The organism is Thiobacillus sp. (assembly GCF_013693775.1).
Taxonomy (GTDB): domain Bacteria; phylum Pseudomonadota; class Gammaproteobacteria; order Burkholderiales; family Thiobacillaceae; genus Thiobacillus.
Window position 1 is genome coordinate 3,304,083 of the sequence record NZ_CP059257.1, and the last position, 26,521, is coordinate 3,330,603.

Below are 26,521 nucleotides of genomic sequence, written 5' to 3' on the forward strand. Positions count from 1 at the left end.
CGTGCGCCTATGAGCGAACGCGTATTCAATCTGCCGAACGTCATTACCCTGCTGCGCCTGGCCGCCGTTCCAGGCGTGGCATGGCTGATCCTGCAGCAGCGTTGGGACGCCGCATGCTGGCTGTTCCTCGCCGCTGCGATATCGGACGGCATCGATGGTCTGCTGGCGCGCTGGCTCAAACAGATGACCCAGCTCGGCGCCGCGCTCGATACCGTTGCTGACAAGGCATTGGGCGTGGTGACGCTGGTCATGCTGACCCAGGTGGGTGCAATCCCGCTGTGGGTGACGCTGGCGATCCTCTTGCGCGACAGCATCATCGTGCTGGGTGCGTTGAGCTATCGCGGCCTGGCGGGGCACCTGGATATTCACCCGACCTGGCTCGGCAAGACGCACATGTTTGCGGAACTGTCGTTGCTGTCGCTGGTGTTGGGCGGACTGGCCGGGCTGCTGTCGCTGGACGACTGGCTGCATGCTCTGTTCATCGCCGTCTTCATCATCGCCGTGGCTTCCGGCGTGCAGTATGTGTGGATATGGGGCGCCAAGGCGCGGCGCGAACGCGAGGCGATTCGTCTGAAACCGCGCTGATTCTTTTACTGGAATGGCAGGCGACTCTGACGCTCTGATTCGCTGCCGGATTTGACCTGGTACATGGCCGCGTCGGCCGCGCGGATCAAGGCATCTTCGTCGCTGCCGTCGTCAGGATAGAGCGCCTGGCCGATGCTGGCGTCGATCTCCAGGTGCAGATCGTCGAAGCGGGTGGTATGCGCCAGACTCTGTTCGATCTTGAGGGCGGCGGCAATGCAGTCCTGGCGTCCCTGGACACCTTCCAGCAACACCACGAACTCATCTCCACCCAGGCGCGCGACCGAATCGGATTCGCGTACGCAATCCTTCAATCTTTGCGCCACTGCTACCAGCACGGCATCGCCGACGTGGTGGCCGTGGCGGTCGTTGATGTCCTTGAAACGGTCCATGTCCAGGTACAGGATCCCGACCTTGCCGCCATAGCGCAGGGCATGGCGGATCGCCTGCTGCAACCGGTCATAGAACAGACGCCTGTTGGCCAGGCCGGTCAGGGGATCGTGGGTGGCCTCTTCGCGCAGTGCAGCACGTGACCGTTCCAGTTCTTCCATCTGGTCGTGTATTCGTTGCGACTTCAGTTTGATCTTGCGCGTCGTCTGCCAGGCGATCAGCAGCGCCAGCGTGATGGCCGCGAGACCGAAGGCCAGCGTGAGATACAGCGCATGCCGGTAGGTCTGCTGCGCCTGTTTCTGGGCAGCCAGGTTGGCCCTCTGGTAGGCCGTGCGCATCGTGGCCAGCTGCTGGTTGAACTGTTCCTGAAGGGGAATGGCTTCGTGTATCAGGACCTGGCGTGCCATAAGACTCTGATTGGCATGAAGCAGGTCGATCAGGTGTTCCTGTACCGCCCGGATTCGCATGATCAGCTGCGTCTGGGCATCGAAGTTGCGCTGCTCAGTGGNGGTGAGTCCCAGCTCACGCAGTGCGTTGCGTCCTTGCATGACAAGAAAGCCCGCATGGTTGAATCGCAGGAAATGATCATCGCGTTCGAAAGGGTCGTCGGCCAGCACCATGCGGAACAGGCTGTCAGTGCGGATGTGCGCCGCCACCTGGGTTTGCGTGATGAGGTCGATCTTGCGATTGTGAAGCTCGACCACGATGTTCAATTGCCTGCCCAGCGCCTTGAGCTGGAACAGACCGTTGAACAAAAGACCGCAGATCAACGCGATCAGGGCGATAAAGGCGGTTCCGATAAGAGNGGAAAACCCTCTCTGTATAGGGCTGGGCTTCGTGGGCGGAGAAGGGTTAGCCACGACCCGTCGCCGCGAAAATGCGGGGCGCGCCGGAATCCTGCAAACTTCGCAGGGCATCCCTGACTTCTTCGGCATGTCGCGCGGGGTCTACGTGGTCGAACCGGGCCGCGATGCGTCCATCCGGGGCAATGATGAACGTGTGGCGGCGGGCGAACCGGATGATTCCGAGATTGAGCAGGCTGTCATAGGCGCGTGCGGTACGCCCGTCAGGGTCGGACAGCAACGGAAACGGCAGGCCGTATTTGCGGGAAAAGTCGGCATGCGAACGCGTGCTGTCGACACTGACGCCGACTACGGCCGCATCGAGTTTTCCCAGGGTGCCGATGTCGTCGCGGAAACGGCAGGCTTCGCGGGTGCAGACCGGCGTGTCGTCGCGCGGATAGAAATACAGGACCAGCCAGCGTCCAGCGTAGTCGCTCAGACGATGTGTCTGTCCGTTCTGGTCCTGCAGGGCGAAGTCCGGCGCGGCACTGCCTTCCGTCCGTTGCGTACCTGGTCTCAGCATCCAGAACGCCACGCTCGCAGCCAGCAGCAGCACCGCCAGTCCGCCCATTATCATTTTGAACATAGGTTCTCCTGAAACGCATCATAGACTGCCGCATGGAAGATGCGGGGTGCCCTTGTACAGTTCGTGTATCCAGCGGTATTCGGTAGAATGCGCGCCACGCCCCGGTAGCTCAGTGGATAGAGCAACCCCCTCCTAAGGGGTAGGTCGGACGTTCGATTCGTCTTCGGGGCGCCAGATCCACTCCACGTGTACCTCTGAAACCTGAATCCGTACTTGAGCATGATCGCTTCAGGCCGGGATTAGTGGGCATGCGGTGTCATGTCGTAATGCTTGTGCGGCGTTTTGTGATTGGCGTCGAACCATTCCTGGGCCAGTTCGTGGGCATGGTCCCGTTCCGCAGCGGAAAGTTGGGCGGCAACTGCGGAGCGGAAGAAATGGGCGTCCTCATGGCCGCTCGATGCGGCAAGGTCGAACCATTTATAGGCTTCGATCAGATCATCTTTTGAAGCCTCGCCATCCTTGTACATAATCCTTCCCAGATGGAACTGGGCATTCCTGTCCCACCCTTTGGCTGCCCGCTCGAACCATTTGCGTGCCTCGACCAGGTTTTTCGGCTCGCCCAGGCCGGCATATGCCAGAAACCCGAGGCTATATTGCGCTTCGACGCTTCCCTTGTCGGAGGCCCTCAGAAACCAGGATTTGGCTTGAGCCAGATCCTGAGGCGTACCCTGACCGTCCATGAACATTCTGGCGACGTTGTACTGTGCAGCCGGAAGACCTTGGTCTGCGGCTTTCATGAACCACTGGAATGCGGTCGCAGGATTTTTTCGACGCCTTTTCCGCTCGCATAGAAAATACCCATGTTGAACTGGGCCAATGCATGTCCCTGGTCGGCTGCTTTGCGAAACCATCCGGCTGCCGCAGGCAGGTCCTGCTTGGTGCCCTGGCCGTTCATCAGCATGATGCCCACGTTGTATTGGGACGCGGCATGTCCTTTCTTGGCGGCTGCTTCGAATGCCGTGTAGGCGCGTTTCAGATCCTGTTTGACGTCCTGCGAGCCGGTGTAAAAATCATCCCTAATGCATATGCGGCTTCCACATGCCCTTTTGCCGCGGCTTTCTCGATCCATTTGACAGCGTCCTTGGCATCGGGTTGACCGGTCTTGCCGGAGAGCAGCAATGCCCCCAGATTGTATTGGGCATCGGCGTTGCCTGCGGCGGCCAAAGGCGTCCATTCTTGCACGGCGGTATTGAAATCTCCGCGGTTGGCGGCGTCGAGTCCAGTCTTGAAATCCGCCATGGTCGGGGAGGCTATCCCTGCGAGTAGTAAATAAACTACAACGTATCGCTTTGCGTGACTGATCAACATATTCATTGTCCGGGATCGAAGTGCCTTGCAACCCATGCTGGGTGAGGCGCCAGTTTATGGGCTTTTGGGTTTCCAAGGTTAAAGGTTGGCATAGACATGTACGATAAATGCTCTATATACAGTTCTAAAGAAGAATTTCATGTTGGTTGCGTCTGAATATCCCGAGGGGGCCGGGTTTGGGTGGGGCTTGCTCCGGCTGAACCATGAAAAGAGGAAGCCAGTGGCGATCAATCGAAACAGTGGGTGGTGCCTTGCAGCATTCTTCCTGATTTGTCTGTTGTTGCCGTTGTCGGCGCGGGCAGGGCATTTGTTTACGCAGGCAAGCGCAAACACCCCGATCAACCTGACGGCAGGACAAGGCATCCAGATTACCCAGCTGACGTATGAAGGCGTCGGCACTGCCGGCAATGTCTCCATCAACTTCTCGGGTGGTACTGCCAATACCGCATGGTCAGCCGGCGATGCCATCAAGCTCACCATTGGGTCGTGGACCGCTACGTATGCTTATGACACCTTGACGACGGCGTATCCCGGGGCGGTCCAGACTGGCTCGGCCCTGGTTCTGCAGGATCCCACGCTGGCGGCGACGAACATCGATCCAAATGGTCAGCAAACTCAATGGATCGTCATCGCGAGTGCAGGCGATTTTACTTTCGAGGGATATCGAATCTATACCAACGCCGTCACGTTCAACGGAACGGGTGCAGCGCCGATCAACCAGGCTCAAGTCGTGAACGCCTCGCAACTCGGCGGGACGTTCGTTCCTGTGGCGGGTCCNGGGGAAGTCAACATTGCCGGCGTGCTGGATGGCCTGGTCGGCAATGCCACCGGGCAGATGGGGAACGTTCTGACGCTGATGTCGGCCATGACGCCGGAAAGCAAGCAGTTGGCGATGAAGCTGATCTCGCCGGAGCGGAGCCAGGTGCTGGGTCAGTCCGCCATGGGGACAGTGACTTCCGCGCTGGATACCGTGCAGGTCCGCCTGGATTCCTTGCGGACCGGCGTGGGTGTAGAAAGCGGCTTCAGAACGTCTTTCAATGGATACGATGCTGGCCACGCTTCGGCCACTGGCAGCTCAGCAGGGGATGAAACGCTCGACCGCAATTTCTGGATAAAAGCGTTCGGCGGCAGGGCCGATCAGGATGCGAAGGATGGCTTCGCCGGTTCGTCCAGTGACATCGCGGGACTGATGGCGGGCGTCGATACGAATATCGAAGGCGGCTGGCTGGTCGGTGCATCGCTGGCCTATGCGAAATCCAATGTGAACATGACGGATTTTCGCAACGGGGACGGCGCCGATATCGATACCTATCAGCTGACCGGCTACTTCGGCCGGACGCTCGATCGCTGGTACCTGGAAGGCATGGCGACTTACGCCTACCAGAATTACCTGACGACGCGTAACACGCATCTGACCGGCGTAGCCGAAGGCGATTTCAATGGCTACCTGTACGGAATGCGTTTGCTGGTGGGCATGCCGATTGCGGTGCGCGAAGGCGTAACGTTGACACCCTACGCAGGCATCGAAGCGCACCATATCAAACAGTTTTCCTATGCCGAAACCGGCGCGGGCGTACTCTCNCTGAATGTGTCTTCCAACAATGCGGATCGCTTGCGCTCGCTCATTGGCGCTGAGTTGGGAACCTTGAGGAAGTTGAACGACGGCAGTGTGCTGCGCCCGGCATTGAAGTTCAACTGGCGTCACGAATTCCTGGCGGATGGCGTCAATACCACGGCCTCGCTGCTGGGCGGCGGAGGACAGTTCGAAAGCACCGGCCAGGCCGTGAACCGGAATATTTACGGTTTGACGGGGCGGCTGAACTGGGANAAAACCGAACGTCTTGATCTTGCCATCGAACTGGGTGTGGAAGCAGGGCAAGGCTACCGCAGCCTGAATGGCCAGATATTCGGGAGCTGGCGCTTCTGACGGATGACTTGAACACGGGCACCTTCGGGTGCCCGTGTTTTGGCGCTGCCTTCATTTTTACAGGATGATGTGAGACCGGCTTAGATAGCCACTCTTCGGCTTCCGGTATTACGATACGGGCGTGTTTGGAGCGATTCAATGAAACGACGAACGTATCTCAAGCGGGGCCTGCAATCGATGGCCTTGCTCGCCTGTGAAGTGAAACTGCCTGCGGCGCATGCGGCTGCACAGTCCGCCCTGCCGAATCTGGAAGCACTCCCCGCGTTTCTCGACATTCTGATACCCGAAGATACGACTCCCTCGGCATCGCAACTCGGTTTGCACGGAAAATTGATTCAGCATGCCAAGGGAATCGAGAATTACACGCGACTCCTGGAACTTGGCTGCCAATTATTGGATGGTCTTTCGCAGGCGCGATATCGGGTGAATTTCAATGCGCTGGACCCGGCGCAAGGGGAGTCCTTGGTGATGATGGTGGAGGCGAGTCCCAAGGGCAGCATTCCCGAGATGTTCTTTACGAGGGTCTTGTCGGATCTGTTTGGTTTCTATTATTCGCATCCCGCCAGCTGGCCCGGGCTGGGCCTCGATTCCCCGCCCCAGCCGAACGGATATCCGGACTACGCGAAACCCATGCAGAGGCGAACACTTGGCTAATCAACATTACGATGCGGTGATCGTCGGAGCCGGTGCTGGCGGCGGTAGTGCGGCTTGGGCGCTGACCAGGAAAGGTTTCAGGGTGCTGGTGCTTGAAGCCGGCCCGCGTTATGACCCGTTCGTCGACTACAAGGTGAATACGCCGGCCTGGGAGGAGGGATTCCCCTACAAACCGGGCAGCCAGGGTAAGTATACCTTTGGTGACATGCAGCCGCTTTCCGAACAATGGTCGCATTTGCGATCCTGGAACCGCGTCAGCGGGCAACTGAATCCGGGCCACACCCGCATCTCATACGGCTATCAGCATGTCAGGGCGGTGGGCGGGAGTTCGCTGCATTTCACCGGTGAGGCCCACCGCATGAATCCGGATTCGATGAAGATGCGGAGTCGGTTTGGCGTGGCGGCCGATTGGCCGCTGTCGTACCAGGACCTAGAACCCTATTACCTTGAAGCCGAGACATGCGTCGGTGTGGCCGGACCGAAAAACGANCCCTTTCGCCCAAGATCGGCACCTTATCCGTATGCCGCGCATCCGCCGAGCTACTGCAGTGCATTGTTGCGAAAGGGATTTGAGGGGAAAGGCCTGCGTCTGATGGAGAACGCGCTGGCTGTGTTGCCCCAGCCGAGGGCAGACCGCCTTGCCTGCAATTATTGCGGGTGCTGCCTCAAAGGGTGCCCGCGCACGGACAAAGGAACGATCGATGTGACGTACCTGCGTAAAGCGACGGCAACGGGACGTTGCGACATCTTTCCGGGATGCTTTGCGACCCGGATTGAGACAGGCGAGGGTGACCGGGTACGGGGCGTGCATTATAGGGATCAACAGGGCGTGGGCTTCGTGGAAACGCCGATCCTGATCCTGGCAGCGGGCGCCATCGAGACCCCGAGATTGTTATTGGCTTCCCGGGATGCTCGATCGCCTGATGGCCTGGCCAACGAGTCAGGCCAGGTGGGACGCAATTTCATGGAAACATTGTTGTGGACGAGCAATGCCCTCCATCCCGACCCGATCGGCAGTTACCGCGGGCTGCCCGTCGACAGCATTTGCTGGGATTACAACGCCCCGGATGCCATCCCGGGCGTGGTNGGNGGATGCCGGTTCTCCCCTTCGGTCGCCGAGTCGGATCTGCTTGGGCCGGTCAGCTACGCTCGCCGAGTGGTCAAGGGTTGGGGGCGCGAACACAAGCAGGCGATGCGGCAGACTTTCGGGCGGGCGCTGTCGCTGTCGGGACTATGCGAAAGCCTGCCGCATCCCGGTTCTTATGTCGACCTGGATCCGACGGTCAGGGATTTTACCGGTACGCCGGTGGCCCGGATCCATAGCTTCGTCGATGACATGGCGATCAAGCGTATCGCATTCATGGCCCGGATGTGTCGCGAAATCCTGGCCGAATCCGGGGCGAAAGAAATCTTCGAAGAGTTCAGTTCCTACGATATTTTCAGTTCGACCCATGTGTTCGGGACGTGTCGCATGGGGGACGACGAGCATGCTTCTGTCGTCGATGCGTGGTGTCGTAGCCACCGCTGGAAGAATCTGTACATTGCGGATGCGAGCGTTTTCCCGAGTTCGGGCGGNGGAGAATCGCCTGGACTCACCATCCAGGCGCTGGCCTTGCGGGCAATGAGCCATATAGGGCGCGCATGAACGTACCGGGTCGTGGATCAAATTGCTGGAGCACCCGGACATGAAGAAAAACACAAAGAACAGTAGAAGTGTGCCGATTCAGACCACGCCGTCGATCGGCTATATCCTGTCGCCCCGGATCGATTTCTGGATGACAGGCGGCATATCGATCATCGTGATGTGTCTGCTGCTGGTATATGCCGTGGCACAGGGCGGTGCTGCGACAACGGATAAAAGCGCGCTCATTGGCAGCGCGCTGATCTTCCAGGCGTTGATCAACTGGCCCCATTTCATGGGGTCCTACAGCCTGCTGTACCGGCCCATTGAGAACCTCAGGAAATATCCGCTTGCCACGATCTATGTGCCGATGGCGCTGCTGCTCGGCATCGCGGTTGCGGTGGCGGCAGGCGAGCAAGGCGCGGGGCAGGGCGTGGCGGTCAATCAGGACGTTGCCACCTTTCTCTGGTTGGGCGCGGCCTTTTATCTAGCCTGGCATTACACCGGACAGGCCTGGGGCATGATCGCCACATTCTCACGCCTGTCTCATGTCGAACTGACGGCATCTGAACGGTCGACCGTCCGGATCGGGCTCCGCACGCTATTGGTCTGGCATGTAGTCTGNGGGGCGCAGGATCTGCCGGAGCGCTGGCTGGGCGGACTGCATGCATACGTCCCCGACCTGCTGAGCGTGATGAATGTCGTCTGCATTTTTGCATTCGCAGCGGGTCTGGTGGTCTGGTACAACGTGAGAACCCGGATCGCACGGATGCCGGATGCGCGCATCCTGGCCTCGTGGCTATCGATTTATCTATGGTATCTGGTGCTGTTCTTCATGCCGGGTGCCTACTTGTTCGTGCAGTTTTCCCATGCGCTGCAATATCTGGCCTTCCCGTTTCGCGTGGAACTGAACCGCAACGTGCATCAGAGCCATGGAGGGGAGAAACGCAGGTTTTCCAGNTGGGGCGCGCGTTACTACGCAATGCTCCTGGTTTCCGGCTTGGTGGTGTTTTACTTGCCGGAATATGCTTCGGACCATTCCACGCCCTTTACCCTGGCACTCGTGGTCGCCTCTGCCGTCAGTATTCACCATTATTTCGTGGACAGCTGCATCTGGAGGATCAGCAATCCCGATGTCAGGCGGAACCTGTTCGCACATCTGGTGCCAGCCAGGCAGTAGACATGCGTCTTGGATTGATTGGAATCGGATTGTGCGGTGCAATAGCCTTGGCGGGATGCGCGACCACGGACGTGCCGCAGCGCGTGGCGCTTGCCGAGCATATTGCCGCGCAACACCGGTTCTCAAAGATCGACATTCAAACCGAACATTTCAGATTGGCGGCCTTTATCGGGCCTCAGGAAAAAAACAGGGTGCTGCATGTCTACATTGAAGGCGATGGTTTCGCCTGGGTGACGCGCTACAAACCTTCTCGAGATCCGACGCCACGAGAACCCGTCGCGCTCGATCTCGCCGTTCTGGACAGCCGCAATGCGGCGTATCTTGCGAGGCCATGCCAGTATGTGATGGCCAGCGAAGTGGAGTGTCCGGTGCGTTACTGGACCTCGGACCGGTTTTCNCCCGAGGTGATCGACTCGATGAATGAGGCTGTCACGCAGTTGAAGGGCAAGACCGGCGCAGACCGGCTGGTACTGGTTGGATATTCTGGCGGTGGCGCGGTTGCGGCACTGGTGGCGGCACGGCGAACGGACGTGATCCAGCTCGTGACCGTGGCTGGGAATCTCGACCACAGGGCGTGGACCCGTTTGCACAAGACCTCCGAACTGACGGGTTCATTGAATCCTCCCGATAGCTGGCGGGCGCTTGTTGGAATTCCTCAGACGCATTTCATCGGCAAGGACGACCAAGCCGTGCCTGCTCAGGTGTACCGTGCCTATCGCAAGGCGTTCCCTGAATCTGCCGATATCCATGCCGTAATACTGCCGAATGTCGATCATCGTTGTTGTTGGTCGGATGTATGGCTTAACCTTCTGAGGCAGCTTCGCTGATGCATTTGCGCGTCACAGCAAGTAAGCGGAGGACTCATGATCGATTTAAACCATGGGGACGTCGCGGAATGTCCAACGCTTTCTGGACCACCGTTGTGATCTGATTTGCGCCTGAGAGAATGAAGCCTGCACGCGTGCAGAACAGAGCCGGCCAAAGAAGGGCCGGTATCGTTTCATTTGACGGGTCTGCTTGTGCAGCAAACCTGGAAGGGCTGGATTTTGATCACCTTACGGATGTAAGGTGGCGTCCCCACAGGGTTGCGCAGTTGATTCCGGCGAGGTCGTGATTCCGATCGCGACGGCCAGAAGGCTACCGCTGCGCGCCCCAAGTCCCCACGCTGCTAGAAAAGCCCAAGCGGCGACGAGCGCCTCGCATCACCCCGGAACGTCAAGTCGTCGAAGGTCAAGCCCCGAAGCCGCATCACTTGGCGAAGCTTGCGCATTGCCTTCGCCTCGATCCGCCGGATCTCCCTGACTGTCACCTCCCGGCCCTCCTCGGCGGTCAACACGGCCGCGACCTCCTCTGCGGACATGTCGTCGAGGAGGTATGGCGTCTTCGGTGGGCGGCTGCTGACATCGTTCCCCATGCGCGCATTCTGCGTACCCGCCGGCCGGATAAGGGTACGACGAAGGCTGCCTAATTCTTAAGCAACGCCCCGCAAACCCGCATGTTTGCAGCCCGTACCCGTGAAGACAGCGACGTGCTAAACAATCCGTGTCGTTCCATTTACGTTCAAAAGGAGAACGACATATGCCACCAGTGAACCGCACCATCCGCCGCCCCGAAGTTCAGAGAAAACGGGTCTCTCGCGCACCACTATCCACAACTTGGAACGTGCCGGAGATTTCCCTCAGCACTTCATGCTTACGCCACGTTGCGCAGCGTGGGATGAGGCCGACATCGATGCCTGGCTGGCGAAGCGAAAAGCGAAACCAGTACAAGGCACCCCGGCGCCCAATCCCAGGGGCACGCTCAGCCACAGTCCGCGGCGGGTGCGGGTATGAGACCCGCGCTGCCTGAAGAAACGCACTCAAGCGATGCAGACGACGACCAGTTCGACGATGACGATGGTTGGTGCGATGCAGACGACTGGAACGAGGAGGGCGGGTATGAGCTGGCCTAAGAATGACGAAGCCCCAGCGCTGGCGGGCGGCGGGGCTTCAGGAGCAACAGTAGAGGACGGCAACCTCAAGGGGGATTTTACCCAGAACCGCGAGGTAAAGGGTACGGTGCAAGACGAGGCGCGACGCCTTCTCGCCAAGGGGTTCAAGCTGTGCGAGATGCGGCCCTTCGAGAAACGGCCCAAGGGCGACGGCTGGAACCTTCGACCGATCAAGACGATCGACGACAATGCGACAGGCTACGGGGTGGTGCTGGCAGCCAATAGCCTCGGTAGCCTTGACCCGGACGACGTCGAGCCGGCCCGCGAGGGCTGCGCCGCTGCGGTTTCGACCTGGAGGAGATCATGGAGGCCGGCGTGCGGACCAGCTCCACGCGCCCCGCAGTGGCGGCCGCTCTGCCTTCAAGGTGCCGCCAGATTTGCAATGGATACGCTTCGCTGAAAAGCGTGGCGGCTCCACTCACGTGCTCCTAGAACTACGGGCGGGAAGCGCGAACCTGCAGGACTGCCTGCCCGGTACCGTCTATAGAACCAAGGACGGCGGGGGCCATACCGGCAGGACTACGCCAACGGCAAAACACTGGACGAGGCACCCGAACTCCCGCCGGCACTCCTCGACTGGTGGCGCCGACTGGGCAGTGACATCACGTTCAAGCGAGAACAACAGGCCCTTTTCTGCGGGGGTGAAGACCGCGCGGTCCTTGATATCTCCGGTGGAGAAGGCGGCAATGTGGTGCTCGCATTCTCTTCGACGCATCGCGCCGAATTCAACAGGTACCACCCCGACGCTTCGGAAATCCTCGCGCGGCACGGCTACACGACGGGCGACGGCGAGCGCTGGGCGCCTGCCAGTGCGACGGGTGCGGCTTGCGTGCGTCTGATCCCTGGGCATGATGACCTGTGGCAGTCCGATCACGCCAGCGATCCTCTGAAAGGGACGTTCGATCCCTGGGCGGCGTTCGTTGTGCTCGACCATGGCGGCGATTTGCGGGCGGCCGAAGCCGAAGCCGAAGCGGAGAGCCACCGGCGGGAGGCCGAGGGGTTCGACCCCTCGACGAGCAGGACATGGTCGAGGCCCGCCGCGCCATTGCGGACATCACCGAGTGCATGTCCCTGGTCGAAAGCGGTGACGTGGTGCTCGCCGCGGTCAAGGTGCACCTGCCTGCGGCTGGGTACAGCGGCGATGAATACGCGGCGCTGATGGAGCGGCTGGCCGTTGCGGTGGACATGGACCCGGCCCGCGTCGCCAAAGCGGTGCCACCCCGCCGCGGTCGCGGTTCGCCTCCATCCCCTTCGACGAAATTCTCAACCCGAAGCCGATGTCTTGGCTCATCAAGCACGTGGCACCTTTCGCGAATGTGGCGATGCTGTTCGGTGCATCGGGATCGGGAAATCGTTCCTCGCCCTCGACATAGCCGCCGCCGTTGTGCGCGGCGTACCGTGGCGCGGGTTCAAGACCCTGCAGGGTGAGGTCGCGTACTTCGTCGCCGAAGGTGCTGGGGGCTTCCGCCAGCGGATCCGGGCCTATATCGAGCACAACGGCCCAGAGGCTGCTCAAGCCCTGCGCGCCGGACTGCGCATCCACGAAGACGGCCCGAACCTGCTGGTGGAATCTGACGTGAAGGCGTTTATCGAGGTATTGCGCGCCGAGGGTAGCCCGAGGCTCGTCATCATCGATACGCTGGCGCAAGCCACCCCGGCGCGAATGAGAACTCATCCGAGGACATGGGCCTGGCGGCGAACCGCTGCAAGATCATCTCCCAGAAAACAGGCGCGATGGTCGTCATGGTTCACCACTCCGGCAAGGATGTTGCCAAAGGAGCGCGGGGCTGGTCGGGCCTCAAGGGTGCGGTGGACGTGGAACTTGAAGTGAGTCGCGACGGTGACGACCGGACGCTGACGGTTTCCAAGCTGAAGGAGGGAGTGGACGGCGCGCAGTACGGCTTCAAGTTGCTTGAGGTGCCGCTCGGCATGGACGAAGACGGCGAGGTCTACGGCTCCTGCGTGGTCGAGCACGGACCCGTCGCTGCGAAAGTCTGGAAGCCGAAGGGGCGCTACAAAAAGCGGTGCTCGACGCCGTGGACGATCTCCAGGGGCTGGCCGTTGACGGCGCACAGGTATCACGGGCGGAGGTGCTCGATCGCGCGTTCGAGTTGTCGCTGGCGGTGGAGCCGCTGAAATCTGACACCTATAAAGCGCAGGGCAACCGGCGGCAATCCATAAGGGGGCTTTCGAGGCGCTGGTCTTCAATGGCCTACTTTCTGACGACGACCACACGGTCGCGCGCAAGGTGGACGCATGAACGCGCATCTTGCGTTTTTCAACGACATGGACGGGCAACTCGCATTTTTCGACAAGTGCGAGAGCTGCTTGGCTGGAATTGGCCAATTCCAGCCGTGGCAATCGAGAGGTGCGGCGGGGCAAGGGCGCCAGGGCGTGGCTGGAATTGGGGTTATTCGGCGCAAAGCCAATGACGGCGGGGTTTCGGCCATGTCTGGAAATGCTGGAATTGGCTGGAATTGGCTAATTCCAGCTTCCGGCCAGTCCGTGCTACGGCTGGATGGGTTCCCTCTCTCTACAAGAGGGAACCAATTCCAGCCACGAAGACAGCGTTCAAATCCAGACACAACCCAGGGGCGCCGCTGGTGGAAACCAAGTCCCCGCCGGCAACGGAATAAAACCCTATATCGCCGCGCATTTTTCAACGCGCACCGACAGTTTTCCCGCAGTACGCACGCGCCCACGCGTATACAAACGGGGAATTTCAGGAGCAGTACGTGCGCGCGGTACGCACGCGTATACAAAACGGGGAGTTTCCCCACGCATCGCCCGCGCGTCGCGCCTGCGCCTGCGCGAATACGTCAGCACGTCGTTCTGTCAGCAGTATCGCGCGCCTGCGCCTGCGCGAATACGTCAGCACGTCCCCTCTGCAACAAAACGCAACATCCCAACGCGCCCGCGCGCCTGAATTAGAACGGAGTCAATCATGCCTAGAATCATCGAATTCGGAATGTACAAAAATCGCCCGCTGGACTCGGTGCCCACGCCGTACCTGTGCCGCATCCTCACCTTCCCGAATATCCGTCGTCACCCGGATTTCATCGCCGACGTTTTGGGCGCGCTCACCGGCCGCCTTCTCGCTGACACCGATGCCGTGGCGGCGGAATTTCTGGAACCGCCCCCGCTGACGCGATAGCCAAGGCCAAAGCGAAACGCGCCGAGGCCAAACGGGCGATGCTGGCGAAGCTGCTCGCCCAACGTGAGCGGGACGAGAAGGCGCTGCAGTCGACGCGCAACAGCGCCATCGAACACTTGCGCCGCACGCCTGGCGGCGTTGCCATTCTCAAGAAGCGGGGACTGCTATGACACCCGAGCAGGCAAACCTCGCGGCAACCTTCCTCTTGATACACGCCCCCTCGGACCCTGACGGCTATGCTGCCAACCTCGCGGCCCGCGAGCACCTGCTCCAGTTCGGCCACGCGGCGCTGTGGCTTTACGACCCGGCCACGCGAACCCTGGTTGCTGCCGACCCCGCAGGCAGGGAGCGTTCGATCCTCAACGTGTCGGACTTCGCCCAGGACGTGGCGCTTGCCTGGCGGTCCTACCCGGAGCATGTGCGTCTGGACGGGGCGGTCATGTTCAATGACGCGACGTATGACCGCCTAAAGTCTCGCCGGAACGGCCTCGCCAAACGGCTCGACGCGCGCCACATGCACGCACTCGCGCGGGCCGTGCGGGATGTGCGCCTCGCACCGCGGGACGACACTGTGATCGCGCAGTACGCTCCGGAAGGCGTGCCACTGCGCTTCGATTTCAAATAAGTCCTTCGGCAAACCTTCTTTTCGTCCTGCCCTCGGAGGGTGAAAGGCACCATGGGCTCCATCGTCAACCCGGAGTCCACCATGCCCACGAACCTCGAAGAACTTGAGCGCGATCTAGCCGATCGCGACGACAAGCTAGCCAAGCTGCGCACCGACTTGGACCTCGCCGCCGACGCGGGGAACGAAGAAGAGGTCGGCCGGCTGCACCCGGAAATCAGCAAGGAAACCACGCTGCGGGAAAGCGCCGAGCGTCGCGTCAAGAAAGCCAGGGCCGACCGTGAAGAAGAGGAAAAAGTCGCCCGTCGCCAAGCCAATATCGAGGCGGAAGCCTACCTCAAGAAGCACCACGAAGAAGCCGTGAAGCACGCGGCGAACGTCGACAAGGCCATCGGCACCCTGGTCGCCCGCATCAAAGACATGCACGCCCACGGGGAAGAAGCCAAAGGGGCTATCCAGAGTCTGATCCGCCAGCAGTCCAAGCGCGACCAGGAACAGCTATGGTCCCTCGCGCAGGAAATCCGTCACAGCAGTTCCACGCTTGGGATTTTTATCGAGGATGCGCTCCAGCGCGCCGGGCTATTCCGCGAACTCGCGCCGCATCCCTCTCTGCGCTTGATCCGCCACGGCTTGCCACCCATGGGCGAGCACTACACCAACCGCGTCGAACGAATGACCCGCGCAGTGCGGCGCCTCGTTGAACGTGCGAATGAGGCCATCCAGTGAACACCGACGCCCTATATCCAAGCATGGCAGCCCCGGCTGCACCCGAGCCGGTAGTCGAGACGCTAATCACTTCGGCGGCCGTGCAGCCCGCCACGCCGGCAGCCGAGCCGGTTCATGATTCGCCTGCCGCTAATCTGAGTGAAGAGGCTCAGATGGAAGCTTCCGGCATGCGCCTGTTCAACAAGGACCCCGAGGCCTTCGTCGATAGCAACGCCCCGGAAGAGGTGCGGGCTCTGCGAGAGGCTGACCCCAGCCGGCGGATGTATTCGGCGCAAACGGTATACGCGACCGACTTGCCGGATGCTGATTTCGAAGCTGTCGTCGGCCAGAAGGGCCCGGACGGGGTGCCGTTCACCCAGGAGCAGGCCGTGCAGGCCGCCGCCACGTTTCGAGAAATTGCCGCGGATTTAACTCTGTCAGCGACCGGCGTGCGCGAGCTGGCGCCGATCTTCAAAGCACCCCGCCGACACCCGAAGTGCAGGAAGCCAATCGCGCCGCCGCCTTTAAGTGGTTGAACGAAGCACACGGCGACCAAGCTGGTTTTGCCTTGGCCGCCGCCCAGGCTTTGGTGGCGCGCGACCCGAGGGTGGCCGCGCTTCTGGACCGTTCCGGAGCCGGTGACGACGTGCGCGTCGTGAAAAAGGTCGTTGCCGCTGCGCTGAAAGCGGTAGCCAGCGGCAAGCTGAAAGTCCCCAGATGAGCACGATTCTCCAACCGCCCGCTGGCCTTCGCCTCATCGAGGCACTTCGCGTAGAAGCGGACGAAGAAGGGCCGCGGGAGTGGATTGTCAACAGCGACAGCCCTGTCCTTGCGGTATCGATCGACCCGGCCGCACCGGAAGAAACACGGTACATCACCCCGAACAGTTTGGGCACCTTGCACGAAGACACCAAAGCCGGCGAGGCGCAGGCGCTGCAGGAGGCCGACGGACGGGTCCTCACCACTACGGGCTTGTACCCAGATGTCGAAGCCTGGCTCTCGGCGCTCAACCGCCACGATGCGCACATGGCTGAAATTGCCGCAAAGCTTGCCGCGAAACGCGCAGGCGCAGACCTGGCAGGCATTGACGCATAACCACAACCACAAGGAGCAGCACCATGATTACCGATGAAAATCTCAAATTCGCCTCGAACTTCGCCCTCCCAACCGGTTTTACCGGGACCTTCTTCTCATCTGACGCAGCGGAAGTCGACCCCGCCATCCAGTCCACCGGCGGTGAAGGCCTGAGCCTCGTTATCCAGATCAGCGAAACCGTGACGTCAGGCGGCGGGGCCTTCGTTGAATTCATTTTGGCGAGTGACAGCACGGGCAACATCGCCACCGACGGCAGCGCCACCCGACATTTCGGCACGGGCCCGATCCCGATTGCGTCGCTCGTCAGAGGGCTGAATTCGGTGTCGCCCTTTCCTCTGCGCCCGATTACGAGCAGTACCTCGGCATCCTGGTCAAGGTGACTGGCGCCGCGTTGACGGGCGGCCTCTTTAACGCCTTTCTGACTGAAACCCCGCTCGTTGGCACGCCTGATAGGAACCCCACATGCCGAACCTCGATCCCCTTGATGCAGCGATTGACGGACTAGACCAGGCCGCCCCGCAGCCACGCGACGCCACCCCCGACCCGCTTGACGCTGCTATCGACGGCGTGACCCAGGACAACGCCCGCCTGCGCACCTCGCTCTACGGTGCGGTCAAGCAGAACCCCGACGAGGTCGCCCGTGCGACCCAGCTCGCACGTCAGACCGGCCTGCCCACGCCGATCGTGCAGCGCAACTTGCAGACCGTACAGCAGCGGGCCACGCTCGACCGCGCTGAGCAGATGCGCATCGACACCCCCGCGCTGGCTCGCCAGATGGAAAATCCCGACTTCGCCGCGATTGCGCACGACGACGGCACGCTGTCGAGGATCGAAACGGTTCTGAAGAACAGCGGCCGCGCCCTGGCGTCCGGCATCCCTGGCTTTAACGAAGGCATGTGGGGCGTCGCGCAGTCCGGCGCCGATGTCGTGTCGAAGTACATCACCGGCCCGCTGACCGGGACGGTTCTGCCGGAAGACCCAGCAGCACGTGCAGCCGATTATTTCAACCGCCAGCGGCTTGCATCCAAGGCCACCCGCGACGCGTGGATGCCCAAGGCCGAAGGCAATCTGGCCAGCGGCTGGTATTCCGGCCTGCAGTCGCTGTCGCAGAACATGATTACGTTGCCGGTAGCCGCGCTATCGGGCAACCCCTCGCTGGCGCTTGCACCGATGACCGCCACCACCGGCGGCCAGGCCTACGGCCAGGCACGCGACAAGGGCGTCGACGTGCCGAACTCGCTGACCTTCGCAGCATCGCAGGCCGCCATCGAATATGCGACCGAGAAACTCCCCGTCTCATGGCTGTTGCGCGACCTGAAGGCGGGCGCCAGCTTCGGCAAAACCCTCGCGCACCAAGCAGTATCCGAAGTGCCGGGCGAGCAGGTTGCGACCGTCCTGCAGGACTTAAACGAGTGGGCCGTCCTTAACCCGGACAAGCCCTTTTCTGAATATGTGAAGGAGCGGCCCGACGCCGCCATTCAGACGCTGGTCGCCACCCTGGTAGGCACCGGCGGCCAGGTCGGCACGGTGAAGCTGGTTGACCGGGTTGCGCAGCACGTGATGGGCCGGCAGGATGCCGCCACCGCCACGGCTGACGCCGGTAACGCACTGCGCGAACTGGCGACCTTGGCCAAGGACAGCAAGCTTCGCCGACGCGATACGGAGGCCTTTGCCCAGCACGTGCAGGCGTCAGCCGATGCCGGCGGGCGTGTGCCTTCGTCGGTGTTCATCGACGCCGCCACGCTGGCCAATTCGCTCGCGCAGTCGGGCGCTGACGTGGACGCGCTCAAGGCCAACATGCCGAGCCTCGCGCAGCTTGATACGGCGGTCGCAACGCAGGGGCAAGTAGAGATCCCGGTCGGGGAATTCGCCGCCCACCTGACAGGCCGGGAATACAGCGACACCCTGCTCCAGAATCTGCGTATGGACCCCGAGGCGCCGACGATTGCGGAGGCGAACGCCTACCTGCAGGGCGAGGATGCCCCGCGCCTGAACGAAGAGATCAACCGTCTGGTCAGCGAGCATCTCGCCGAGACGCCGGCAGCGCTGGAAGAGTCCGCCATCAGGGCCAGCATCGCCGAGCAGCTTAATCAGGTGGGCCGGTTCTCGCCCGAGGTGAACGCCAGCTATGCGGACCTGCATGCGGCATTCTTCACCACCATGGCCGAACGCCTCGGCACGACNCCTGCGCAGCTTTTCGAGCAGTACCGGGCGAACATCGCGGGCGAAGCGCTTCCCGGCGCGCCGGGCTTCGATCAAGCGCCGGCCGGTATCGTCGACCGCGTGCTGCAATGGCTCAAGCCCGACGCACCGGCCNNGCCTACGCCCAGGGCAATGGCAATCGCNAATCGCGGCGCGTTTGTGCCCAAGGAGCACACGGTCGACGGGCGGCCCTTGATCGCCTTGCTCAAAAACGCCGACATGAGCACTTTCCTTCACGAGTCGGGCCACTACTTTCTGGAAAATTACGCCGACATGGCGAAGGCCGCACCGGCGCTGCAGAAGGACATGCAAACGCTCTACGATTGGTTCGGCGTCGACGCGCAGACATGGGCGGGCATGAACCTAGACCAGCGCCGCCAGTACCACGAAAAGTTCGCCAAGGGCTTCGAGCAGTATCTGCACGAGGGTNNGGCGCCCAGCGTCGAAATGCAAGGCCTGTTCGCCCGGTTCCGCTCCTGGCTTCTTCGCGTTTATTCGTCGCTCAAGGGAGAACTGACGCCCGAGGTGCGCGGCGTGATGGACCGGATGCTCGCGACCGATTCACAGATCAAGACCGCCGAGCAGGCGCGGTCNCTGCGGCCGTTGTTCCGCACTGCCGAAGAGGCCCAGCAGTTCGGTGTCGACTTCGCCGAATACCAGGGCATGGCCGATCAGGCGAAGGCTGACGCGTTGAGCGCGTTGGAAGCGCGCAGCCTGCGCAACATGCGATGGCTGGCAAACGCCAAGGCCAAGGCCGCCGCCGGCATCAAGACCGAGGCCACCCAGATCCGCGACCGGATCGAGGCCGAAGTGCGCGCCGAGGTCGAGGCAATGCCGGTCTATGCCGCGCAGCGGTTCATCCGCCACGGCGAACTGACCGAAGCCGACCGCACCAGCGCGCAACGTCGCATCATCGTGGACGCCGGCACCGGCAGTACCAAGCTCGACCTCGCCGCGCTGAAGCAGATGTACGGAGAGGCGGCAAACGCACCCTGGCGCTACCTGTCCACCGGCAAAGCTGGACTGGCAGGCCTGGACGGGATGCACCCCGACCTCGTGGCCGAACTGTTCGGCTTCGACTCGGGCGACCAGATGGTGCGCGCGATCCTCGCCGCCGAACCCGAGGCCCAGCTCATCGAGGGCCGCACCGACCAGCGCATGCTGGAAGAACATAGCAACATGGTCGACGGCGGCTCGATCGAGCGCAGCGCCGAGGCCTCGATCCATAACGAAGCAAGGCAGCGCATGGTCGCGGCAGAACTGGCGGCGCTGCAGAATGCCAACCGGGGGCAGGCGCTCCTCCTTGCGCAGGCCGCGAAGGACATGGCCCGCCGCGTAGTCGGGCAGGCCAAGGTCGGCAAGCTGCGNCCCCGCATGTTTACCGTCGCAGCGGCAAAGGCCGCACGCGCCGCCGAGGATGCGCTGCGCCAGGGTGACATCCAGCAGTCGATCGCGCAGAAGCGTACGCAGCTGTTCAACAACGCGCTCACCCATCAGACCTACGCGGCCCGCGAGGAGATCGGCAAGGCCGAGGCGCTGTTCCGCGACATCGCCAGCGCGGGCGATGAGCGCATCGGCAAGACGCACAACCTGGACCTGGTCAATGCTGCCCGCGCCATCCTCGCCGAATACGGCGCAGTCCCGGCCGGCAAGGTCGACAAGGTCGCGCGCTACATGGACGCGCTCAAGGCGTACGACCCCGAGCTGTACGCCGTGCTTGAGCCGCAGCTGTCGGCGGCCGTTGCCGATGCCCGCCCGCTGGGCGAGTTGAGTGTTGACCAGTTCCGCGCCCTGGCTGACCAGGTCGAAAGTCTGTGGTACATGTCCAGGCGCTCTCGGGAGGTCGAGATTGACGGCCAGCTCATGGACCGGGACGAGATCGCCGCCACGCTCACCGCACGATTGAACGAGTTGGGCGTGCCCGACACGGCGCCCGGCGACGGCCGCGCCATCACCGAAAATGAAAAGCGCATCCGTTACGTGCAAGGCGCCCGTGCTGCGATGCGCCGCGTCGAGCACTGGGTCGATCGCATGGATAGCGGCAAGATCACGGGCGCGTTCCGCACCTACCTGTGGAACCCGGTCAGCGAATCAGCCGACCGCTACCGCGCCGACTCGGCGAAGTACCTCGCGCGCTATCGCGACCTCCTCAAGGCCGTCGAGCCTTCGCTCACGCCGGGCAAGATCGATGCGCCGGAACTCGGCTACACCTTCGGCCATGCCCAGGGCGGAATGGGCAAGGTCGAGCTGTTGCATGCCCTCCTGCACACCGGCAACGAGAGCAACATGCGGAAGCTGTTGCTTGGCCGTAACTGGGGCACCGAGCGCGCCGACGGCTCGGTCGATACGTCGCGCTGGGAGGCGCTCATCCGGCGGCTGGCCAACGAGGGCAAGCTCACGAAAGCCGACTTCGACTTCGCTCAAGGCGTATGGGATCTATTGGAAGAGATCAAGCCTCTCGCCCAAAAGACGCACAGGGAAGTGTTCGGGCGCTACTTCGACGAGGTGACGGCCTCCCCGGTAGCGACGCCGTTCGGCACCTACCTACGCGGCGGCTACGTGCCCGCGCTGGTCGACACGTTCACTACCCAGGACGCGGCGGTCTATGCCGAGCTGGACGCGGTCAACCAAAGCAACAGCTACATGTTCCCGGCGACNTCAGCGGGGTTCACGAAGGGCCGCGTCGAGTACAACCGGCCTTTGTTGCTCGACCTGCGCACGGTCGGCTCGCATATCGACAAAGTGCTGCTGTTCGCCCACCTGGAGGGCCGCGTGAGGGATACGGTCCGCACCCTCAAGGCCAAGGGCTTCGCCGGCACGTTGAGCCGGTATGATCCGGTCGCCTACACCGACATGCTATTGCCGTGGCTCAACCGCGCCGCGCGGCAGACGGTCGAAACGCCGACGACCGGCTGGGCGGGCAAGCTCGGCGACCGGTTCTTCCGCACCATGCGCACCCGCGCCGGCATGGCCGCGATGTTTGCCAACATGACGAACGCGCTGCAGCAGATCACCGGGCTTTCCATAACTGCACTCAAGGTCAAGCCGTCGCACCTCGCCGCCGCCACGGTGCGCTACATGCGCAGCCCCGCGCAAATGGCGGAGGAGATCGCCACGCTGTCGCCGTTCATGGCGCAGCGTCAGCACAACGAGACGATGGCCATGCGGCTGGATATCGAGCAGCTGCTCGTCAACCCCAGCGCGTATGAGAAGGCCCAGGCCTGGACGGCGAAGCATGGGTACTTCCTGCAGTCGGCGATGCAGAACGTCGTTGATACGATCACCTGGTCGGCGGCCTATGACCAGGCGCTCACCGCGGGAGAGAGCGAAGTCGACGCGATCCGCGCGGCGAACTCGGCAGTTCGCGAGACACAAGGCAGCCTGTCACCCGAAGACGTGAGCCGCTGGGAGACCGGCCCGGCCTTCGTGCGGCTGTTCACGCAGTTTCAAGGCTACTTCAACATGCAGGCCAACATCCTCGGCACCGAATTCGCCAAGGTCGCCCAGGACATGGGGCTGCGCAAGGGCGCCGGGCGCCTGTTCTACATCTACGCGCTCGGCTTCATGATCCCGGCCGTGATGTCCGAGGCGATCGTGCAGGGCATGCGGGGCGGGCCGGGCGACGATGACGACGACGGCTATCTCGATGCCTGGCTGGCCGCGTTCTTCGGGTCGCAGTTCCGCACCGCGGCCGCGATGGTCCCCGTCATTGGTCAGGTCTCGGTCGTCACGGCCAACGCGTTCAACCGCAAGCCCTACGACGACCGTATGTCCACCGCACCCGCTGTCAGCATGATCGAGAGCGCGGCCAGCGCGCCGCACTCGGTCTATCAGGCCATCGTCGAAGACGGCAGCGCCAAGCGCGCCGTGCGCGACACCCTGACGCTGGTGAGCATTGCGACGGGTATCCCGGTCTCGGCGCTGGGCAAGCCGCTCGGCTACGCGGCCGACGTGATGCAAGGCAAGGTTGAGCCGTCAGGGCCGATCGATGCCACCCGTGGCGCACTCAGCGGCGCGGCGAGCCCAGGCACCCGCAACTAGTTTTCCTTCCTTCGTCGGGAGGCCTTGCCCTGCACACGTTGCAGGGCATTTTTTATTTACCTTTTGCTAAACGGATTTACTGAATAGTAAACATAAGTTATTGAATTTACAGTAGATTTATTTAAATTCGAGTGCTAGAGTGGGGTCTTCATCAACCGACGAAGGAGTCAGAAAATGAACATCGAACTTGAGACGAAGCTTGACCTACTGCATGCGCAACTGTCCGCGATCACCGGCTCGCGCGGCGTGGAAGTGTTGGAGGAAATGGGCGCCGCAGCCGCGAACAGTTTCCTTGGCGGATGCCTGAATCTCTCGCGCGAATGCCTTGAGATGGTGGCCCCCTCGTCGACGGAGAGACTGTGATGCCGAAGCCGACTCAGAAAATTACGGTGCTGCCGCCGGTCGGTAAGCCCGACATCAAGCTGGCCGCCGAGTTGCTCCTGCCGCTGCTCGAATCGATCAGGCGGAACAAACCGGCGGAGGAGGGCAAGCCCTCCCGGCGTCAGCAGCCCTCGTCGTCGTCGTAGAAGCCTTCGTCGTCGTCGAGGTCTTCCGAGTCTGGCAGCGCGAGCTCGTCGAGGAGGTCGAGCGCACGCATGGCCACGGGCGCGGCCGTCATTAGGACAGCCCTCGGCGCCGGGCGCGTTCCAGTCGCTCCATAGATTCCGCGCGCTCGATTCCTCGATTGATCGCATTCAGCGCGTCGAGTCCGGCGAGGGCGCCCGTAATGTCAACGGGGTACTTCTTAGAGAGTTCATCTCTAAGAGATTGCCTAGACCAGCGCGGGCCGCCAAAGCGGACGGCGTCGGGAGGGACAATCTCGCCGCGCCGGTACGCCTCGCGAAAATCTTCCTCCCGCATGCTCAGCGCCGTAGCCATCGCGGCCGCGCCAAAGTCGAAGGGATCGGGCTCGCAATCGTTGCTGTCCGACCCCACCCCGCCGTCGAGCCGAGTGCCGGCAACACGGTCGAATACTTTGCCCGTCGAGGTGACGACGGCAAGCAAGCCGTTGGCGTTGCGTAGGTAGGTCGTGCCGTTCGGCGTCGTGCTGGAAAGCGAAGCGCTCGGCTGCAGGGCCGCGGCGCCAACGGCTTTGAAGTAGTGCGCGGTGGCGATGCTGAAAGGGGTGGGCTTGTTCATGCTGCACTCCCGATCCGGCGCGACTGCAGCCAGGCGTCGAGGTCGGCGCGGGCGTAGCGCACGCGGCTGCCAATCTTGTAGTAGGGGATGCCGTGAGTCTTGCGCGAGCGCCAGACCTCAAGCGTGCTTTTGGGATATTGAGATACTCGGCGGCTTGGGCGGTGTCCAGGTGTGCGGCCGGTGAGTCCGCGTCGTTCGTTTCCGGGGCATGGCTTTCCTTTCGGTTTGCGAGGTCATGGTTTTTCCTTTCGGATTGCCACGCCTGAAACAAAAGGGGAAGGCGTGGCGATTGCCACATGCCTGCCCTGTCCACCAGGGTGCCCGCAACGTGTTGACCCGAAGCTCCAGCGGGCTGTGATTCGCTGGCGTACTTCGGCACGGCCGCAGTTCTTTACGCCCCTGCGGCTGGGCTTGTCACTTGTCGGCAGTATAACGGCCTTTGCATCTGTTGTACAATACCGACGCGATAACGTTCCGGGAAAAACATGAAAGCCAAAATCGAGCGCGCTGCGATCTATATGCGATCGTCGAAGGACAAGGCGGAAGTCGGGCTCGACATCCAGCGGCGGGAGCTCAAGGCGTTCGCAAAGGAGAAGGGCTACGCCGTCGCAGTGGAGTTCTCCGACATGGAAATCAGCGGCAGCTTGGACGAAGCCGCCCGCCCCGGGCTGCGCCAGATGCTTGCCGCGCTGCGCGACCCCGCGCGNGGGTGGACAACGATCCTGGCGCTCGATACCAGCCGCATCGCACGCGACCCGATGATCGGCATCTACGTCAAGCGCGAGGCGGAGAAAGCCGGCGTCGACATCCGGTTCTCGAAAATGGACATCGACGGCGACTCAGCCTTCGGCGAGATGATGCTCAACGTCGCGCGCTCGTTCGACCGGCTGCATGCGCGCCTGTCTTCGGAGAAGGGCCGCAGCGGACTAGAGGCGAACGTCGGCAAGGGTTTTCGCGCTGGCGGCCGCGCACCTCTCGGATACACGCTGCAGCACCATGAGACGGGCGCAATGCGCGCAGGCGTGGCCGTGCGCAAGTCCACCTTGATCCTCGACAAACGCGAGGCGGTGAAGGTCAAGGCGTTTCTTGAGGCGCGCGCCGCTGGCATTCCCCGCACCGTGGCTGCTACCGACGCCGGCCTGCGGGGCAAGGCGGTGGCGTCCCTCGTCGGCATTGAGCGTAACGCGCTCACCTATGCCGGCTATACGGTCTGGAATCAGCGGCGCAAGATCAAGCCGACGAAGGAGGATCCCCGTCGATCGATGGAATGGCGCCCGCGGGCGGAGTGGGTCATTTCCGAGGAGCCCACGCACGAGGCGCTTATCACAAAGGATGAAGCCGAGCGCCTGCTCGCGCTGCATGAGGATCGCGCACCGAAGCGCGTGCGCGTCTACAACGCCGACGACTTCCTGCTCGCCGGCCTGCTCTTCACGCCTGACGGCCGGCAGTGGACAGGCGACGCGCATGACAAGGCCTATCGCATCCGCAAGGGGCAGCGCATCAATGCGCCTTGGGTCGAGTCGGAGGTACTCCTCCAGGTCAGCGCCGACTTGAAGGACAAGAAGTTCCTTGCCCGTATCGTGCAGCAGGCGCGCAGCATGGCCGACGCGATCCAGATCGACCCGGTGGCGATCGAGGGGGACATCCGGAAGGCAGAGAAGAAGCTCGCGAATATCGTCGACCTGGTTGCCGAGACGGGCGACCGCACGCTGTTGGCGAAAATGAAGGAGCTGGAAGCCGAGGTCGCGAAGCTGCGCGAGTCAAAGGCCACCTGGGCCGAACAGACAGTGCTCAAGAAACGGTTGAACACCCTTACCGAGAAGGACATCAACTTCGCCTTGGCTGTGTCGGGAATGGAGATTCGCGACGGTGCGGGCAGTTGGGAGGGGGAGTTTGGATTTTCAGACGAGCACAGGATACCGGCCGGAGAACTGCGCCGTGTGCTGAATACCTTGGTGTCGAGAATTACGCTCGATCCCGAGACCAGAGTGATCTCGTTGCATTACCGACTCAGCGTTCCGCTTGGCAAACCTACCGGAACGAAGGTGGCGTCCCCACGGGGATTCGAACCCCGGTTACCGCCGTGAAAGGGCGATGTCCTAGGCCTCTAGACGATGGGGACCCGGACGACGGTGTGAACCGCCAACTTTTACTACTCAGGCTTGCGCCTTTCCTGCTTGTTGTACAGCTGGGTCAAGGTGACGCCGACAAACAATCCGACGAAGCCCAATGGTATCAGCGAGAGCCAGAACTGTGCATTCCCGTTGCCATGAAGCATTTCCCAAAACCCGACAGCCAAGCCCGCTACACTCAGGATCAACCCCAGCAGCGTGGTGATGACGCCAAGCTTGTGCATCGTACATCCTGTCAGTTGGTGGAGGTAAGCGGGATCGAACCGCTGACCTCTTGCATGCCATGCAAGCGCTCTCCCAGCTGAGCTATACCCCCAACGAAGCCGCGCATTCTATAGATGCATTTCGTG

The 26,521-nt window shown here is 62.0% G+C and carries 29 protein-coding genes, 3 tRNA genes and 2 pseudogenes; 20 read left to right on the forward strand and 14 right to left on the reverse strand.

The window, feature by feature from the left end; genetic code table 11:
- The first annotated feature begins 9 nt into the window (after positions 1-9).
- Positions 10-585 (forward strand): CDP-alcohol phosphatidyltransferase family protein, encoded by a 576-nt coding sequence (locus HZY77_RS16325; RefSeq protein ID WP_296817098.1) that lies wholly within the window; start codon positions 10-12, stop codon positions 583-585.
- A 5-nt stretch (positions 586-590) separates the two neighbouring features.
- Here the strand turns inward: HZY77_RS16325 and HZY77_RS16330 are convergent, their stop codons facing one another.
- Entirely contained in the window at positions 591-1,742 is a 1,152-nt protein-coding gene (locus HZY77_RS16330; RefSeq protein WP_296817100.1) for a GGDEF domain-containing protein, read from the reverse strand.
- Positions 1,743-1,824: 82 nt separating this feature from the next.
- Positions 1,825-2,400 (reverse strand): peroxiredoxin, encoded by a 576-nt coding sequence (locus HZY77_RS16335; protein WP_296817105.1) that lies wholly within the window; start codon positions 2,398-2,400, stop codon positions 1,825-1,827.
- Between the two features lie 98 nt (positions 2,401-2,498).
- On the opposite strand from HZY77_RS16335, the gene HZY77_RS16340 reads away from it, so the two are divergent.
- Positions 2,499-2,574: transfer RNA gene (locus HZY77_RS16340), tRNA-Arg, on the forward strand.
- A 65-nt stretch (positions 2,575-2,639) separates the two neighbouring features.
- Here the strand turns inward: HZY77_RS16340 and HZY77_RS16345 are convergent.
- From HZY77_RS16345 to HZY77_RS16355, 3 genes are all read right to left on the reverse strand, one after another.
- Positions 2,640-3,137, reverse strand: coding sequence for a tetratricopeptide repeat protein (locus HZY77_RS16345; RefSeq protein ID WP_296817109.1), 498 nt, complete (start codon positions 3,135-3,137; stop codon positions 2,640-2,642).
- Positions 3,134-3,301 (reverse strand): hypothetical protein, encoded by a 168-nt coding sequence (locus tag HZY77_RS16350; RefSeq protein ID WP_296820939.1) that lies wholly within the window; start codon positions 3,299-3,301, stop codon positions 3,134-3,136. Before HZY77_RS16350 ends, HZY77_RS16345 begins: the two co-directional genes overlap by 4 nt.
- Before the next feature lie 71 nt (positions 3,302-3,372).
- Positions 3,373-3,639 (reverse strand): hypothetical protein, encoded by a 267-nt coding sequence (locus HZY77_RS16355; RefSeq protein WP_296817111.1) that lies wholly within the window; start codon positions 3,637-3,639, stop codon positions 3,373-3,375.
- 208 nt (positions 3,640-3,847) lie between these two features.
- Between HZY77_RS16355 and HZY77_RS16360 the strand changes: the two genes are divergently transcribed.
- The 3 genes from HZY77_RS16360 to HZY77_RS16370 all read left to right on the forward strand — a co-directional run bounded on the left by HZY77_RS16360 (position 3,848) and on the right by HZY77_RS16370 (position 7,934).
- Positions 3,848-5,635 carry an autotransporter outer membrane beta-barrel domain-containing protein gene (locus HZY77_RS16360; protein WP_296817113.1) on the forward strand — a complete coding sequence of 596 codons (1,788 nt, stop codon included), beginning with the start codon at positions 3,848-3,850 and terminating at the stop codon, positions 5,633-5,635.
- Between the two features lie 138 nt (positions 5,636-5,773).
- Positions 5,774-6,289, forward strand: coding sequence for a gluconate 2-dehydrogenase subunit 3 family protein (locus HZY77_RS16365; RefSeq protein ID WP_296817116.1), 516 nt, complete (start codon positions 5,774-5,776; stop codon positions 6,287-6,289).
- Positions 6,282-7,934 (forward strand): GMC family oxidoreductase, encoded by a 1,653-nt coding sequence (locus tag HZY77_RS16370; RefSeq protein ID WP_296817118.1) that lies wholly within the window; start codon positions 6,282-6,284, stop codon positions 7,932-7,934. Before HZY77_RS16365 ends, HZY77_RS16370 begins: the two co-directional genes overlap by 8 nt.
- A 2,324-nt stretch (positions 7,935-10,258) precedes the next feature.
- Here the strand turns inward: HZY77_RS16370 and HZY77_RS16375 are convergent.
- Positions 10,259-10,504: a hypothetical protein gene (locus tag HZY77_RS16375; protein ID WP_296817121.1), complete on the reverse strand. Its 246-nt coding sequence runs from the start codon at positions 10,502-10,504 to the stop codon at positions 10,259-10,261.
- Positions 10,505-10,745: 241 nt separating this feature from the next.
- Here HZY77_RS16375 and HZY77_RS17940 point away from each other — a divergent pair, with 241 nt between their 5' ends.
- A complete protein-coding gene (locus tag HZY77_RS17940; RefSeq protein WP_363153979.1) occupies positions 10,746-10,922 on the forward strand; it encodes an AlpA family phage regulatory protein in 177 nt (58 codons plus the stop codon).
- A 105-nt stretch (positions 10,923-11,027) separates the two neighbouring features.
- Positions 11,028-11,480 (forward strand): hypothetical protein, encoded by a 453-nt coding sequence (locus HZY77_RS16380; protein WP_296817125.1) that lies wholly within the window; start codon positions 11,028-11,030, stop codon positions 11,478-11,480.
- An 81-nt stretch (positions 11,481-11,561) separates the two neighbouring features.
- Here HZY77_RS16380 and HZY77_RS16385 read toward each other — a convergent pair whose 3' ends face one another.
- The gene (locus HZY77_RS16385) at positions 11,562-12,062 is read right to left on the reverse strand and encodes a hypothetical protein (protein WP_296820962.1); all 501 of its coding nucleotides are present in this window, start codon (positions 12,060-12,062) and stop codon (positions 11,562-11,564) included.
- Positions 12,063-12,464: 402 nt separating this feature from the next.
- Here HZY77_RS16385 and HZY77_RS16390 point away from each other — a divergent pair.
- The 12 genes and pseudogenes from HZY77_RS16390 to HZY77_RS16445 all read left to right on the forward strand — a co-directional run bounded on the left by HZY77_RS16390 (position 12,465) and on the right by HZY77_RS16445 (position 23,426).
- A pseudogene (locus tag HZY77_RS16390) lies at positions 12,465-13,216 on the forward strand (AAA family ATPase).
- Positions 13,217-14,024: 808 nt separating this feature from the next.
- Positions 14,025-14,234 (forward strand): hypothetical protein, encoded by a 210-nt coding sequence (locus HZY77_RS16395; protein WP_296817127.1) that lies wholly within the window; start codon positions 14,025-14,027, stop codon positions 14,232-14,234.
- Positions 14,235-14,272: 38 nt separating this feature from the next.
- Positions 14,273-14,404: a hypothetical protein gene (locus tag HZY77_RS16400; protein WP_296817129.1), complete on the forward strand. Its 132-nt coding sequence runs from the start codon at positions 14,273-14,275 to the stop codon at positions 14,402-14,404.
- Positions 14,401-14,859 (forward strand): hypothetical protein, encoded by a 459-nt coding sequence (locus HZY77_RS16405; RefSeq protein WP_296817130.1) that lies wholly within the window; start codon positions 14,401-14,403, stop codon positions 14,857-14,859. Before HZY77_RS16400 ends, HZY77_RS16405 begins: the two co-directional genes overlap by 4 nt.
- A 51-nt stretch (positions 14,860-14,910) precedes the next feature.
- Positions 14,911-15,582, forward strand: a complete 672-nt coding sequence (locus tag HZY77_RS16410; protein ID WP_296817133.1) for a hypothetical protein — start codon at positions 14,911-14,913, stop codon at positions 15,580-15,582.
- Entirely contained in the window at positions 15,579-16,097 is a 519-nt protein-coding gene (locus HZY77_RS16415; RefSeq protein WP_296817135.1) for a hypothetical protein, read from the forward strand. The genes HZY77_RS16410 and HZY77_RS16415 overlap by 4 nt, the downstream gene beginning before the upstream one ends.
- 32 nt (positions 16,098-16,129) lie before the next feature.
- The gene (locus tag HZY77_RS16420) at positions 16,130-16,282 is read left to right on the forward strand and encodes a hypothetical protein (protein WP_296817138.1); all 153 of its coding nucleotides are present in this window, start codon (positions 16,130-16,132) and stop codon (positions 16,280-16,282) included.
- Complete coding sequence (locus HZY77_RS16425; RefSeq protein WP_296817141.1) at positions 16,279-16,656, forward strand: hypothetical protein; 378 nt, start codon at positions 16,279-16,281, stop codon at positions 16,654-16,656. Before HZY77_RS16420 ends, HZY77_RS16425 begins: the two co-directional genes overlap by 4 nt.
- Positions 16,657-16,679: 23 nt before the next feature.
- On the forward strand, positions 16,680-17,036 hold the full coding sequence (locus HZY77_RS16430; protein WP_296817143.1) for a hypothetical protein: 357 nt from the start codon (positions 16,680-16,682) through the stop codon (positions 17,034-17,036).
- A gap of 82 nt (positions 17,037-17,118) precedes the next feature.
- Positions 17,119-22,899, forward strand: coding sequence for a hypothetical protein (locus HZY77_RS16435; protein ID WP_296817146.1), 5,781 nt, complete (start codon positions 17,119-17,121; stop codon positions 22,897-22,899).
- Positions 22,900-23,073: 174 nt separating this feature from the next.
- Positions 23,074-23,262, forward strand: coding sequence for a hypothetical protein (locus HZY77_RS16440; protein WP_296817149.1), 189 nt, complete (start codon positions 23,074-23,076; stop codon positions 23,260-23,262).
- On the forward strand, positions 23,262-23,426 hold the full coding sequence (locus HZY77_RS16445; protein WP_296817152.1) for a hypothetical protein: 165 nt from the start codon (positions 23,262-23,264) through the stop codon (positions 23,424-23,426). Before HZY77_RS16440 ends, HZY77_RS16445 begins: the two co-directional genes overlap by 1 nt.
- Positions 23,427-23,517: 91 nt before the next feature.
- Here the strand turns inward: HZY77_RS16445 and HZY77_RS16450 are convergent, their stop codons facing one another.
- Together HZY77_RS16450 and HZY77_RS17945 are read right to left on the reverse strand one after the other, a co-directional pair.
- A complete protein-coding gene (locus HZY77_RS16450; protein WP_296817155.1) occupies positions 23,518-24,039 on the reverse strand; it encodes a hypothetical protein in 522 nt (173 codons plus the stop codon).
- Positions 24,036-24,128 carry a hypothetical protein gene (locus HZY77_RS17945; protein ID WP_363154663.1) on the reverse strand — a complete coding sequence of 31 codons (93 nt, stop codon included), beginning with the start codon at positions 24,126-24,128 and terminating at the stop codon, positions 24,036-24,038. Before HZY77_RS17945 ends, HZY77_RS16450 begins: the two co-directional genes overlap by 4 nt.
- Positions 24,129-24,557: 429 nt before the next feature.
- Here HZY77_RS17945 and HZY77_RS17950 point away from each other — a divergent pair.
- A pseudogene (locus HZY77_RS17950) lies at positions 24,558-24,929 on the forward strand (recombinase family protein); the annotation flags it as partial.
- A gap of 36 nt (positions 24,930-24,965) precedes the next feature.
- On the opposite strand, the gene HZY77_RS16455 reads toward HZY77_RS17950, so the two are convergent.
- The 5 genes from HZY77_RS16455 to HZY77_RS16475 form a co-directional block, all read right to left on the reverse strand.
- Positions 24,966-25,505 (reverse strand): hypothetical protein, encoded by a 540-nt coding sequence (locus HZY77_RS16455; RefSeq protein ID WP_296817158.1) that lies wholly within the window; start codon positions 25,503-25,505, stop codon positions 24,966-24,968.
- 8 nt (positions 25,506-25,513) lie between these two features.
- Positions 25,514-25,867 carry a hypothetical protein gene (locus HZY77_RS16460; protein ID WP_296817160.1) on the reverse strand — a complete coding sequence of 118 codons (354 nt, stop codon included), beginning with the start codon at positions 25,865-25,867 and terminating at the stop codon, positions 25,514-25,516.
- A 218-nt stretch (positions 25,868-26,085) separates the two neighbouring features.
- Positions 26,086-26,161, reverse strand: a tRNA-Glu gene (locus HZY77_RS16465).
- 30 nt (positions 26,162-26,191) lie between these two features.
- Positions 26,192-26,395, reverse strand: a complete 204-nt coding sequence (locus tag HZY77_RS16470; protein ID WP_296817163.1) for a hypothetical protein — start codon at positions 26,393-26,395, stop codon at positions 26,192-26,194.
- A 16-nt stretch (positions 26,396-26,411) separates the two neighbouring features.
- A tRNA-Ala gene (locus HZY77_RS16475) sits at positions 26,412-26,487 on the reverse strand.
- Between the last annotated feature and the right edge of the window lie 34 nt (positions 26,488-26,521).

Bases quoted from the DNA above. Each gene is read 5' to 3' on its own strand.
- HZY77_RS16325 (WP_296817098.1), top strand. From the start codon at position 10: ATGAGCGAACGCGTATTCAATCTGCCGAACGTCATTACCCTGCTGCGC.
- HZY77_RS16335 (WP_296817105.1), bottom strand. From the start codon at position 2,400: ATGTTCAAAATGATAATGGGCGGACTGGCGGTGCTGCTGCTGGCTGCG.
- HZY77_RS16345 (WP_296817109.1), bottom strand. From the start codon at position 3,137: ATGAAAGCCGCAGACCAAGGTCTTCCGGCTGCACAGTACAACGTCGCC.
- HZY77_RS16350 (WP_296820939.1), bottom strand. From the start codon at position 3,301: ATGCTGATGAACGGCCAGGGCACCAAGCAGGACCTGCCTGCGGCAGCC.
- HZY77_RS16355 (WP_296817111.1), bottom strand. From the start codon at position 3,639: ATGGCGGATTTCAAGACTGGACTCGACGCCGCCAACCGCGGAGATTTC.
- HZY77_RS16365 (WP_296817116.1), top strand. From the start codon at position 5,774: ATGAAACGACGAACGTATCTCAAGCGGGGCCTGCAATCGATGGCCTTG.
- HZY77_RS16375 (WP_296817121.1), bottom strand. From the start codon at position 10,504: ATGGGGAACGATGTCAGCAGCCGCCCACCGAAGACGCCATACCTCCTC.
- HZY77_RS16380 (WP_296817125.1), top strand. From the start codon at position 11,028: ATGAGCTGGCCTAAGAATGACGAAGCCCCAGCGCTGGCGGGCGGCGGG.
- HZY77_RS16395 (WP_296817127.1), top strand. From the start codon at position 14,025: ATGCCTAGAATCATCGAATTCGGAATGTACAAAAATCGCCCGCTGGAC.
- HZY77_RS16400 (WP_296817129.1), top strand. From the start codon at position 14,273: ATGCTGGCGAAGCTGCTCGCCCAACGTGAGCGGGACGAGAAGGCGCTG.
- HZY77_RS16405 (WP_296817130.1), top strand. From the start codon at position 14,401: ATGACACCCGAGCAGGCAAACCTCGCGGCAACCTTCCTCTTGATACAC.
- HZY77_RS16410 (WP_296817133.1), top strand. From the start codon at position 14,911: ATGGGCTCCATCGTCAACCCGGAGTCCACCATGCCCACGAACCTCGAA.
- HZY77_RS16425 (WP_296817141.1), top strand. From the start codon at position 16,279: ATGAGCACGATTCTCCAACCGCCCGCTGGCCTTCGCCTCATCGAGGCA.
- HZY77_RS16430 (WP_296817143.1), top strand. From the start codon at position 16,680: ATGATTACCGATGAAAATCTCAAATTCGCCTCGAACTTCGCCCTCCCA.
- HZY77_RS16440 (WP_296817149.1), top strand. From the start codon at position 23,074: ATGAACATCGAACTTGAGACGAAGCTTGACCTACTGCATGCGCAACTG.
- HZY77_RS16445 (WP_296817152.1), top strand. From the start codon at position 23,262: ATGCCGAAGCCGACTCAGAAAATTACGGTGCTGCCGCCGGTCGGTAAG.
- HZY77_RS16450 (WP_296817155.1), bottom strand. From the start codon at position 24,039: ATGAACAAGCCCACCCCTTTCAGCATCGCCACCGCGCACTACTTCAAA.
- HZY77_RS16455 (WP_296817158.1), bottom strand. From the start codon at position 25,505: ATGCGCGTCGCCTGTCCACTGCCGGCCGTCAGGCGTGAAGAGCAGGCC.
- HZY77_RS16460 (WP_296817160.1), bottom strand. From the start codon at position 25,867: ATGTCCTTCTCGGTAAGGGTGTTCAACCGTTTCTTGAGCACTGTCTGT.
- HZY77_RS16470 (WP_296817163.1), bottom strand. From the start codon at position 26,395: ATGCACAAGCTTGGCGTCATCACCACGCTGCTGGGGTTGATCCTGAGT.